At 48.5% G+C, this 12610-nt stretch carries 8 protein-coding genes and 1 pseudogene; 2 read left to right on the top strand and 7 right to left on the bottom strand.

The genetic code is table 11. The features are described from left to right. Positions 1-351: 351 nt before the first annotated feature. The 4 genes and pseudogenes from recQ to MHH93_RS07230 form a co-directional block, all read right to left on the bottom strand. Positions 352-2232, bottom strand: coding sequence for a DNA helicase RecQ (gene recQ / locus MHH93_RS07245; protein ID WP_442031238.1), 1881 nt, complete (start codon positions 2230-2232; stop codon positions 352-354). A gap of 382 nt (positions 2233-2614) precedes the next feature. Next, positions 2615-2763: pseudogene (locus MHH93_RS07240) on the bottom strand (PD-(D/E)XK nuclease family transposase); the annotation flags it as partial. A gap of 129 nt (positions 2764-2892) precedes the next feature. Next, positions 2893-4860 carry an ABC transporter ATP-binding protein gene (locus MHH93_RS07235; RefSeq protein WP_500053473.1) on the bottom strand — a complete coding sequence of 656 codons (1968 nt, stop codon included), beginning with the start codon at positions 4858-4860 and terminating at the stop codon, positions 2893-2895. Beyond that, complete coding sequence (locus tag MHH93_RS07230; protein ID WP_500053472.1) at positions 4853-6673, bottom strand: ABC transporter ATP-binding protein; 1821 nt, start codon at positions 6671-6673, stop codon at positions 4853-4855. The genes MHH93_RS07235 and MHH93_RS07230 overlap by 8 nt, the downstream gene beginning before the upstream one ends. Positions 6674-6789: 116 nt before the next feature. Between MHH93_RS07230 and MHH93_RS07225 the strand changes: the two genes are divergently transcribed. Then, a complete protein-coding gene (locus tag MHH93_RS07225) occupies positions 6790-7683 on the top strand; it encodes an AraC family transcriptional regulator (RefSeq protein WP_500053471.1) in 894 nt (297 codons plus the stop codon). A 24-nt stretch (positions 7684-7707) separates the two neighbouring features. Beyond that, positions 7708-8232 carry a DUF5412 family protein gene (locus MHH93_RS07220; protein ID WP_500053470.1) on the top strand — a complete coding sequence of 175 codons (525 nt, stop codon included), beginning with the start codon at positions 7708-7710 and terminating at the stop codon, positions 8230-8232. 492 nt (positions 8233-8724) lie between these two features. Here the strand turns inward: MHH93_RS07220 and MHH93_RS07215 are convergent, their stop codons facing one another. The 3 genes from MHH93_RS07215 to MHH93_RS07205 form a co-directional block, all read right to left on the bottom strand. Beyond that, on the bottom strand, positions 8725-9855 hold the full coding sequence (locus tag MHH93_RS07215) for a glycosyltransferase family 2 protein (protein WP_500053469.1): 1131 nt from the start codon (positions 9853-9855) through the stop codon (positions 8725-8727). Positions 9856-10325: 470 nt separating this feature from the next. Continuing rightward, complete coding sequence (locus MHH93_RS07210; protein WP_440387613.1) at positions 10326-11072, bottom strand: class I SAM-dependent methyltransferase; 747 nt, start codon at positions 11070-11072, stop codon at positions 10326-10328. Then, entirely contained in the window at positions 11059-12579 is a 1521-nt protein-coding gene (locus tag MHH93_RS07205; RefSeq protein ID WP_500053468.1) for a nucleotide sugar dehydrogenase, read from the bottom strand. The genes MHH93_RS07210 and MHH93_RS07205 overlap by 14 nt, the downstream gene beginning before the upstream one ends. Positions 12580-12610 lie beyond the last annotated feature (31 nt).

Raw genomic sequence — 12610 nt, 5'->3', positions numbered from 1 at the left:
ATTCCTAACACCAATGTCCACCCTTTGAAAGACAATTCACCTTGATTTGTCCACAATACAGAGACACATAAATCAACTTCAAACTCAACTTCACCTTGTAAAAGACCTCGTTCACATTCCATCCACAATAGATATCCACATTTTACTGCATTGAGCCTTTAGGCTTTAGCCTCGAACCTCTACCGAATGCTTCTCTCGTATTATGGACGAACCATCGACTTGCATGAAGCATAACTATCAACTTTTTGATCAATTAACTTTACGTGTCATGAACTTCAAAGACATCCCAACTAGCCAAGCTCGCTTACAATCAACTCATACTCACTCATACTTAATTATACCTGCTCATAACTACTCATACTCGTAAAACGCATCATCATCCGTATCGACCTCTTCGCCCGATTGCTTCTGGAAAAACTCCAGGAACGGCAGTCCGTACTTGCGATACTTGACCTCACCGACCCCTTTGATATCCAGCATGTCACGTTCTGTCTGTGGACATACCACACTCATCTCACGCAGGGTCGCATCATTGAAAATAATGTACGATGGCACATGCTCTTTCGCCGCCAGATCTCTACGGATCAGACGCAACTGCTCAAATACCGTCTCATTGACCGCAGATGGCATCGCATCGCGACCACGACGACCGCCGTAATTCGTACCCGAAGCTGTTGCCGCTGTCTTGCGGACCACACGCTGCATCACTTCACGCTGACCTTTAAGCACTTCCACCGCCAGTGGCTGCAAACGCACAACTGGATACTGCCCCTCGGACAGCATCAGATATCCTTCCGATACCATCACGTTGATAATCTCCGATATTTCGCGCTCTGTCCGATTGCCCATAACACCGTAGGTTGGCAGAGAGTTGAAGCCGTAATCAAGCACTTTTTTGGCACGGGAACCTTTGAGCACCGAAGCGACCAGCGATACACCATACCGTTCACGCATGCGGTGGATGCAGCTGAATATTTTCTGCGCATCAATCGTCATATCTACCAGCTCACGGTCGTCTGTACAGGAACTGCAAATACCGCAAGGCGTATCGTCATGTACCTCACCGAAATAGTCCAGTTGTGCACTGCGCAGACAACGCGTCGTATAACAGTAGTCCACCATCTGTTGCAGCTTGCGGTAATCGTTCTGTTTGCGGTCGCCCTCCATCGGATTCTGCTCAATCAGGAACTTCTGGGTGATAATGTCCTGAGCCCCGAAGAGCAAAATGCACTGACTTGGTTCTCCGTCCCGTCCCGCACGCCCCGCTTCCTGCACGTATGCTTCCATGTTCTTCGGCATGCTGTTATGAATAACGTAACGTACGTTCGACTTATCAATCCCCATCCCGAACGCATTCGTTGCCACCATCACCCGGATATCATCGTACAAAAAAGCTTCCTGGCTATGGGCCCGTTCATCATCCGTCATTCCGGCATGGTAGCGTCCAGCAGGCAATCCCGCCTGCAACAAACGCTGATGCAGATCGTCCACGTCCTTACGGGTCGCGGCGTATACAATCCCCGGCTCGCTGGCATGCTCGCGCGCATAATTCAGGACAAAGTCCTTCTTGCTCTCGCCGCGCAGCACGCTAAACGCCAGATTATCCCGCCCAAGTCCGGTCACATAGGTCTGCGGGTCCTGCAAACGCAGCAGCCGCAGAATATCGCCCATGACCTCGGGCGTCGCTGTTGCCGTAAAGGCCGCAACCACCGGCCGCTCCGGCAAACTGTCCACAAACGGCGCTACCGCCAGGTAGCTTGTCCGAAAATCATGCCCCCACTGTGACACACAGTGGGCCTCATCCACAGCAACGCACGAGATCGGCAAATAGCCCATCTCCTCGCGGAACCAATCCAGCTCCAGTCGCTCAGGCGCGACATAGAGCAACTTCAGCTCACCGCGTTGCGCCGCGCGGATGCGATCATTCACTTCTTTGCCGCTAAGTGTACTATTAATATAAGCGGCAGCAATTCCGGCGGTCGTCAACGCATCGACCTGGTCCTTCATTAATGAGATCAATGGGGAGACGACAAGCGTCAGTCCCGAATATAACAGAGCAGGGATCTGATAACAGATCGACTTACCGCCCCCGGTTGGCATAATGCCAAGCGTATCTTCACGTTCGAGCAGGCTGGCTACAATCTTTTTCTGTCCCTCACGGAAGTCGGGGTAGCCATAATATTTTTGCAGGAGACCCTGCGCTTCTTCAATAGTAGGTGTTTGCACACTCATGTAAAGACTCCTTACTTATCACCGGTGTTCTTCCACCAGCTTGGTCCGATCCGATTCTGACATCCGAAAGCGGCACATATACCGCATCCTTGACAACAAAATGGCGTTCTCATGACTTGTCCGTCAAGCAAACGCCGCTCCCTTTAGTTTAACGGCCCAGCCCCGAATGAGCAACCGCGTTTTACTGTAAAACAATCTTTCGCAAATGGTTAACAGTGGTATAACCTGATTGCTTGGTAAGATTGCAAGTAGATTAGATGTAATTGAACATTCTAGGACAAATTAAAAACAATCGCATGCCTTTTTGGGGACAAGACGATTGTTTGAATTAAAGTACACTTGCTAATCTTTTAGCGCCTCAACTTCAGACACAGTGTCCGCTTTCAATATCGTATTTATTAAATAACTGCATCTCAATGTTAATCAATTTACCTTCAGCTGTTTTCGCCCAAATATCAAATATATGGACTGTTTATCGAATGGTGCATCTTTATCTGTGTACGGGTTGAGAAGTACGATCTCTGTCAGTGGCTAATCGTTCCGAGGATCGAGGAAATCAGACATCTGACCATCAACTCCGTTTCTTTCTATTATACCATGTCGGATGTAGATATTAGCAGGATGCATTTCGATATCCGTATGAATTAACTAACTCCAATCTCACTCATCGACAACTTCTGCTCTTGCATTCATCTGATAATACAATCCTTTCCTGTCCATCAGCTGTTCATGCGTACCATCTTCAACAATTCGGCCATGCTCCATTACAAGGATACGAGAGCACTGACGAGAGACCTCCATGCGGTGTGTGGCGATCAACCCTATCTTGTCTTTCATAAAGTTCAGCAAGTGATTCATCACGATCTGCTCTGTCTGAATATCCAGGGATGACGTTGGTTCGTCCAGAATATACAGACCGGATGACCTTATAAAGAGTCTGGCAAGTGACAATCGCTGTTGTTGGCCTCCAGATAGATTTGCCCCTTTCTCTTGCAATAGCGCAGCGTATTGCTCCTCTTGGGCCTCGATGAAATCTTGTAAACCTGCCTGCTCTGCCGCAATCTTCACCTTGTCCAAAGTAGCGTCTACGCCCAGACGAATGTTATCCTCAATCGTTCCTGTAAAAAAAGATGGTGTCTGTGGCATGTACGCCAGTCTGGATGGGCTATCCCTTTTCACATACTCTGCAACATGTTTATCGCCCAGTAATACGCTGCCTTTCGTTGGCTCAATCAGCCCTGCACACACTTGGCATAATGTAGATTTGCCTGCTCCGCTGGCCCCAACGACCGCAACCAATTCACCAGGAATTAGATGAAGCGTAATCTGATCCAGAATCCTCCGACCGCTGTCTTCATCCGTTACCCTCACCTGTTGAAGACGTAGCCTATCCAGTTCGTTCTCTAGGTAAGCTGTTTGATGTAATTGCCCTTGATCCAGGTGATAACTTCCCCGTACGAGCTCCCCATACTTGGGATTGGATGAGTCCGTCTTATTGCTCTCCACCAATTTCAACCATGAAGAGATACGTCCAAATGCACCCACGCTCGCTTGCATCTGACTCCACTGGCTGGACAAGCCCAATACTGGCCACACCACCAGTTCAAACAGCAGACTACTTGCGACAACCATGCCCGGTGACAAGGTTCCTCTAGCCGCTGACACAGCAATAAGGAACAATGCTGCTAGCTGAGATATACCAAATACCGCCATCGCTACGTTATCTGACATGCTCAATGTCATCTGCAATTTGGCCTGAATACGGTTCAGTGATTCCTGTTGTGTCCGAAAACGAGTGAGAAACCACGGTGATGCATTATAGGCTTGAATCACCGGTAATCCTTCAACATACTGTTGAATCTGCTGCTGCGACTCACCTTCCCTGGATTCGACCTCATCGGAAAGATGAACAATTCGCTGATCATACAACCTCGCTGTGAACCATATCACCGCTGCACTCACCAAGGCGATAACCGCGACCCATGCATCTGCTCTGTATAAGTATCCCAGTGATAGAGCAATGATGAATATAACTGTAACTCCCTCTGCCATAGCCTCCACAACTTCTGCACCATGCTTGGTGTCTTCCTTGATGCGAAGCATCACATCCCCGGACTTCTGTCTGCGCACCCAGGAATAGGGCATACGGTTTAACAGTTTCAACAGATCCATGGACATGTCCCGTTGCATCGATTCCTTGAGCCATACCAGCACATAACGATGCATCGCGAGTAACACAATAAATCCTGCCAGAATGGCGATAAAGATCATTGCCGTAGCGTTCAACTGCTCTTGTCCCCCATCATGAATCGCATCCACGAAGAATCCCTGTACGAAGGCAAGTCCCCAATCAAAGACCGCATCTGCTGCGATAAAAATGAGCAAGATCGCTACAGCTAATCCATAAGGCTTCATCCAGCGAAAAATAACAGGCCATACCGTTGCCAGTGATACAGCTTCTTTTGAATCATCTGGGTCATCTGAAACATGACTTTCGTTCATCTGATGATCAACTTCTATTTCACTATTTTCATTATTTTCATTTATCTCATTTGCTCCACTTTTCTCTTGACTGTTCTTCACCTCAACGCCACCGGCATATGCTGCATCTTCAATTTTGTTACTCATGCTGTCCCTCCACTTCTGTACCCTGCTCCGCAATATAGCTCCGATATCCGTTTGGACGATCCAGCAATTCACGATGGGTTCCCGTATCTTCGACGCGTCCCTTCTGAATATAGATGACCTGATCTGCCCGTTCGATCAACGATAATCGATGGGTAACTGCAATAACCGTTGTGCCTTTGTCAGCAGTGATACGGGCAAACAGATCATTCAATCGTTGCTCATGCCACGCATCTTGAGATGACGTCGGTTCATCCAACAATAGAATATCCGGGTTCCTCAGCATCGCTCTGGCTAAACTAATCCGCTGAAGCTCACCACCCGACATTGTCCCGCCTTGTGGCTGAAGCTCTGTCCCATATCCGAGTGATTGACGCATAATGGCGTCATGTGCCTGAGCCATGTGGGCCGCAACCTCTACTTGCTCAGCAGTGATCCCTTCTTGCCCAAAAACAATATTCTCTTCTACCGTGCCTGTGAACATAAAGCTTTGTTGCGGAACATACACCTGATTGATATGCTCTGTATGAGCTTCGTGCATATCATGTACTGAGTTCTTCTGATTCATAACCTGGATTGAACCAGTGACTGGTATATCTAATCCGGCCATTAATTTCAATAACGTGGTTTTTCCGCATCCACTTGGCCCCGTGATTACAGTGAGCTTTCCCTTCGCGGCTACAAAAGAAATATCCGTTAGCACTTCTTCTTGTTCTGCATACCTGTAAGACACATCCTGCACGTTGATGCCAGCTGATTTAGATTGCTTTTCAAGCTGTCCTAGCTCCGTTTCGGAACTTGCATATGTAGTTCTACTGGTAATAGCAACTGCATCCTTCTTCTCCAAATCCAGCACCTCAAAAATTCTGGATGCATGAGAAGCCGAACCAATAAAATCATTCCACAGCCCAGATAACGATTCAATCGGACGAGTTAACTGACTGCTCGCCACCAGAAAAGCCGCCAGTCCTCCCACATCCATCTGTCCATTCAGTACCTGCATGCCGCCTAGATAAAGAATTAGAATCATCCCACCATACGTTGAGACTCGTCCGGCTGCCTCTGATAGTCGTTGTAACACAGATACAGACATCGTATGTCTGAACACTTGATCCATTCGATTCTTAAAATGATGGTGTACATAAGCCGCGAGTCCATAGCTACGGATCTCCACCGGGGCTTGAATAATTTCAGTCAACATCTCATCTCTTAAAGCCGCACTAGCATTCAACTGATCATGTTGTCTTTGGAGACGTTTTCCCAGTCCTACCGTTACGAGAGGATAGATCAACGTGAATGCAATGATAGCCATCGACAGTGGCAAGTTCACCCAACTGAAGTAAGCAAATGCAAGGATCAGCTGAATGATATTTTTGGCGAGTTCAATACCGTGTTGATTTATTCCTTTCTGTGCTTCCTTGGCGGAAGTCCAAACCCTGGAAGATAGATCACCCGTATGATAGGGTGCCAGATCCCGTGTTTCTGTGTTACCGAGGGATCCAAGCAATAGAGACTGCATGGACATTAATGTCTTTTGCTGGAATAACGTCTCGACCCACGTCATGAATGCGGTTACAAACAACCGTAATACTACAACGGAAACGCCTATGATCAAACCTGAGTAAAGTAACGGAAATTGGGATTCCGTAGCGCCTTTGACCAGTCTTCGAATTGATTCCAGATATCCAACCTCGATCAGGGAGACCATACATGCGGCGAAAAGCAACACAATGATGAACATTCGGTACTTACCCGTTAATGTCCATAATCGAGTCAGCATGCCTAAGGTCGTATAAGTTCGTTTGTCTACTAACATGGATGGTTTCTCCAATCTTGTCATTAAATTATGTACTTGGTTATGATATCATCGGTGATAAGGTAAAAATGAACATTTATTGCTGTAAGTAACTATCAGAAGTAAGGGAGATTAATATGCAACAAGATCTGCTGAATACGTTGGATAAGTTATTCGATTACATAGAAGACCATATTCAAGACAAGTTAACGCTCGATCATCTGGCATCTGTGACTCATATATCGAAGTTCCACCTGCATCGTATGTTCAAACATGTGAGTGGGCAATTGCCCGGGGAATACATTCGTTCACGCAAATTGGCACGCAGTCTGGAGCAACTGGTGAATCTGAACTGGAAGATTATCGATATCAGCGGACATTACGCTTTTGAACATGAACAATCCTATATACGTGCTTTCAAACAGGCTTTCGGTATCACCCCGCTGCAATATCGCAAACAGGGAGCGGGAGAGCTTGAATTCACAGCCCGTATGACTTCGTCCATGATCACAGTGCTGCCTTACGGATACATATTCAAACCAACGTATGTAAGAAAACCAGCCATAAAACTCATCGGACAACAATCCCATATTTGGTATGCAGACAATGAAGAACACTATGAAGCTAATTCAGCAGGCAACGACTTCTATGAAAAATATTTTCATTCGATTCCTAACGTATTGCAACCTAACGTATATATTGGATTTACCAATGAGATTAACGAGGATTACAGTACATACCAGCCATCTGTAGAAGTAAGCCGTCTAGATCATATCCCTGAAGAGCTGAATGGCATTGAGATCCCAGCTAACCAGTATGCGGTATTCAAATACGTCTGTGATTTCCACCCAAGTCTGATCAACATCGATCATCTGGACAGTGTCTGGACATTTATCGATGAGTATTGGCAGAGTCATTCGGGGTACGAGAAGAGTGATCCATACTATTTTGAGAGAATTGATGGCAGTCTGGCTCAGGACCACTACGGAGAGATGGACATCTATATTCCTGCAAAACAAATTTCACTGTAAGCTGCAATTGGAGGTTCAATGCCTATGCATCAAAATAATCATGCTAATTCAAGTTCATCCATTACAGATTCTCGCAAACCTTGGATTCGTCGACACCCGATTCTGACTACATTTACATTATTGATCCTCGTGCTGTTTACTTCCATATTCCTGTATTTCTGGATCCGTCCATACTTTTCCACATTTGACCGTTCTGAGCTGGGAGATCTGAGCTATTCCATGCCTTCACGGAACGGTGAATATACTGCCGAGATTTACGGTGTACCTTACGGTGGTGCGGCAGGTGGCGTTACGATCTGGGTCGATGTAAAGAAGACGAATGCCCCTAAGGACTCCACGGTAAAAACGATCTATCGTGCCGAGCACCACGGAAATAACCATCTCGAATGGGAAAGTGAAAATACAATCCGGATTGAAAACTGGAATGAATACACGGATGAGACCCTTACCCTCAATATCGATGACGAAATATATGATGGACGGGGCTGGGCGTGCAAAAGCTTACGGATGAAGGACCAATATGTGCGCTGCCTGGCACCGGAAAAGTAAAAAATAGCTTAGCAGCTAAAATGACATCCTGACTACGTGGCTGATCATCGTAATACGTCCTTCGTACTCACTGCATTCATGCTTCAGAAGCCTCACACGGTACAAGCAGTGTAAAGTACAAAACATAAAGCAAGCCCCGCTCACCGACTTCCTCGGTCAAGCGGGGCTGCTCTACATATTATCGTCTATATACTAATAGTTACTGGTGGTTTGATAATCTCGTTCACTAACAATATCGTAGCTATCGGATTTGAAACAAATTACAGCCTCATGCTTTATCTATCACATCTATTCTACAGCTTAATCTTGAGTATCTCCTGCTTCCCTGCTTCTGCTTTATGCCTTACACTCTATTTCCATCCAACCTTTATTTTTTACTGATCCGTCCTATCGCATCCTACAGTAAAGTTTAGTTTTGTTATCTTTGTCACTTCTACTTCAATCTATTTTCTCTATCTCTACTCCCACTTCAAACTCTGCTGTCCTCATCCCCTACTTACGAGGTGACACTTCACCACGTTCTTCCCGCTCCTTCATCTCCTTACGTACCACTACTTCGAGCTTCTGCCGATTGGCTAGCAATCCGGGATCGTCGGGCAAAAACTCACGGGCTTTGGTGTTATGCTTCAATGCCTGTTCCCAGTTGCCCAGATGGGCATAACAAAGGGAAAGCCGGGCATGTGGCAACCACGTGCGGCAAGCCACGGGCACCGGGCGCAGACCCGGATCGCGGCTGCTCACGTCCACCGCCTGCATATACCAATAGATCGCCGAGACGGGTTCCTGCCGTTCATGGAAACATGCCGCAATGGCGCAACAGAAATCCGCATGTGGCAGGTCATATTGGAACGACTGCAACAATGCGCCGAGCTTGCGCCCCGGCTCGCCAAGCCGCTCATGACATTCTGCCAGACGCGCGCAGGCAATGAGACGATCCTCGCGGTACCCGCTCGGCTGCTCCAGCAGCTTCGCGTAACCGCGTGCCGCCGCTGCATACTGCTTGCGGTCATAACATTCGCCTGCATAATAGAACAGCAGGCGACCTTGGGCTACGCCCTCTTCGGCGATCCATTTGCGCAGAATGCGCACGTTTCGCGCCGTATGGTGTCCCGCTTCGCGGCGATGCGTGACGGCAATATCTGCCGTAATGACCTCGCCCCGCGGGAAGCTAAGCTGCTCGTGCAGCCGGCCATGCCAGCGGCACCCGGCATCCCGCTTGACCAGGCGAAGCCGTCGGTCCGTCACGAGCGGACTTCCCTCCGGCCCCTCGGCCAGCGTGTAATTCAAGATCACAGCCGCCGTCTCCCCCTCAGACGGCAACTGCTGCTTCAACACTGCAAGCTTCGCCCGTTCCGCGGGCAGCAGCACATCATCCGCATCCAGCCACAGGATATATTCCTGCGTGGCCTTGGCGAATGACTCATTCCGCGCTGCGGCAAAGTCTTCCTTCCATTCATACGTGTAGACCTGGTTAGTATACTCCGCAGCGATGTCCATCGTACGATCCGATGAACCAGTATCCACAATGACGATCTCGTCCGCGATGCCAGCAACCGAGTCAAGACAGCGCGCCAGCGTGCGTTCCTCGTTCTTCACAATCATGCATAGACTGATGGTGATCACGTTTTGAGCCCCTTCCTGTCAGACTCGTATTGCGAAATGTCATGACGGCTTTGCTCTTTCATTGACCAGATACTTCAAACAAAGTACTAGCACTCTCATTCCCACAAATCTCAAAGTCCAATAAAGAATACATCGACATCATTTTCACTATGGCTAACGAACTGAGGTAACGCTATTTGGTGTATTTCAGCCAATTGGAAAATCTAACGAATCTGAGGCGCGCTATCCTTGCATTTTAGGGATCCATTCCTCTTTTATCACAGCTTTCTAATGAAATAGCGTCGCTTAGATTCGTTAGATGTTTCCCCTCTCGAAAATCACCAATATAAGGCGTGTGAGATTCGTTAGAACTAGACTGTCCTTGACTTAGACTCTCATTCTCCCGTTGCCTCTGCCTCTGTCTCTAACCCTGCCCTTGCCCCTTTCTGCATCCCTTTTCCTTTTCCCTGTCCCTGGCCCTGCCTTCACCGCTACCCTTCACCACTCTCCTGACGGCGAAGCCGTTTCACCTGCTCCACCGCACTGTCCAGTGCCTTCTTGCGCTGCTTCATTACGCGGAGGTGATTTTGCTCCACCTCGGCAAAATGCATATGATCCAGGTTCATCCACTCCAGCAGTTGATCTAAAGTCGGTGACATATGCAGTTGTGTTTTCCGCCGTTTGCGGGCTACGCAACATAGATATTTATGATGAACTTCGAGTTTCAAGACTTCAAAATACGGCATCAGGGTCATCGCCAGGCTTCCCGCATAGAAGGTCTGCTTGTGGTCATAAAACGGGTGATACCCGTACGGCACGGTTACAACCAGCGTCCCTTCTTCTTGCAACAGCCGATGAATCTGGACCAACAATGTCTCCGGATGAGCAAAATGCTCCAGCACTTCTCCAAGCAGCACCGTATCAAAGGTCGTTCTTGCTTTCCATTGCGTAATATCCAGCATCCGAAAATCCACATTGTTTCGTACCGGCCTGGATTCTTTGGCTAGCTCGCTTTGGGCATACCGGATACTTTCTTCCTCCAGATCGATACCCGTGACACGAAATCCTTCCCGTGCTAGCAAAATAGAAGTAATTCCCTGACTGCACCCGACATCCAGAATACGTTTGCCTGCTGCCTCACGGCACATCCAGTGGACACGCGTCCTCGTCGCTTCATGAGAATCTTCCGAATTAATCTCGCCATAGTAGCGTTCACTTACACGATCATGATTGGCCATCGGCATCTCCCTGATCCTCATCGGCATCGCTCACCGTTTCATGGCGAGTTGCGGCATCCTCGACTACCACCTTCACTTCTTGTTCTTGCCCTGCCCCTTCTACTCGTACCTGTTGCTCGTGGACACCCTTAGCCTCATGACGCACTGGCTGACCCAGCACCACAATATTTCCCCCGTGGCATCCGGCCGTTGCATTGCGTGTATCGAAGATCAGCTTCGCATGATCTGCCATCTCCTGATAATTGAATCCTGAATGATCCGTGGTGATGATCACCAGATCAGCCCATGTCCACAATTCTGGCGCAGCAGGCCGAGACTGGAGCATCGTACCGTCATCTTTACGGAAGACAGGCACCATTGGATCGGTGAAAACCACTTCCGCCCCCGCTGCGCTTAGCAGCCGAAAGACGTCCAGCGCTGGTGATTCACGCAGGTCGTCAATGTCTTTTTTATAAGCCATACCCGCCAGCACAACGCGTGCTCCCTGCACAGCTATACCCTTCTGCTCCAGCAGTTCTGCTGCACGCTTCACTACTTTCTCTGGCATTTGCCGATTGGTTGCATCCGCCAGCTGGATGAATTGCAGCTCCGATCCCTGACGGTTTGCCGCCCAGGACAGATAGATCGGATCGATTGGAATGCAATGTCCGCCGATGCCGGGACCCGGATAGAATGGCATATAACCAAATGGCTTGGTTGCCGCCGCATTTAGTACTTCCCAGATGTTTACCCCCATCTGTTCACATGCTGGTGTCAGCTCATTCACGAGTGCAATGTTGACACTGCGAAACGTATTTTCGAACAGCTTTGCCGTCTCCGCTACCGTTGTTGAACTGACCGGAACAACTTCGTTGAGGAACGAGCCATAGAATTGTTTACCATAATCCAGACAGGCAGGAGTAGAGCCTCCAATGATCTTTGGCGTATTTTTCACACCAAAATGCACACTGCCCGGATCTACCCGCTCTGGAGAATAACAAACGTAGAACTGCTCTCCAGCTTGCCAGCCATTTGCCGCTTCAATCGGTTGTTTCACGCGTTCTTCCGTCGTGCCCGGATAGGTCGTACTTTCCAGAATAACCAGGCTGCCTTCCTGCAAATACGGAGTCATGCCATCCACTGACGCCGAGATATACGAGATATCCGGTTGATGCTCAGCGGTCAGTGGGGTGGGCACACAGATCACGATGACATTCGCCTCTGCCACTGCTGCATAATCGTCACTTACCGAGAACAAACCTCCCCGCATCAGAGACTGCACAACATCATCTTTAATGCCAATGACATACGAATGCCCGTTACGCAGCTTGGCTACTTTGGAAGTATCGATATCGATTCCATGGACCTGATAACCTGCCTGTGCCATCTCCACGGCCATGGGTAAACCCACATAGCCGAGACCGATGACGACAGCTTTCAGGGAGCGATCATGAATATGTTGTATTGGGGTGCGTTGCTGTAACTCTTCATTTCCTTCGTGTTGCTCGTGCTGATCATTCTCTTTCATGCCCTCCACCTCCAAACGTTCCGCCTCCCTT

This window comes from Priestia sp. FSL H7-0729 (genome assembly GCF_038005685.1).
Taxonomy (GTDB): Bacteria; Bacillota; Bacilli; order Paenibacillales; family Paenibacillaceae; genus Paenibacillus.
The sequence above is the reverse complement of the archived record's forward strand: the minus strand, read 5'-3'. Positions and strand labels throughout refer to the sequence as shown.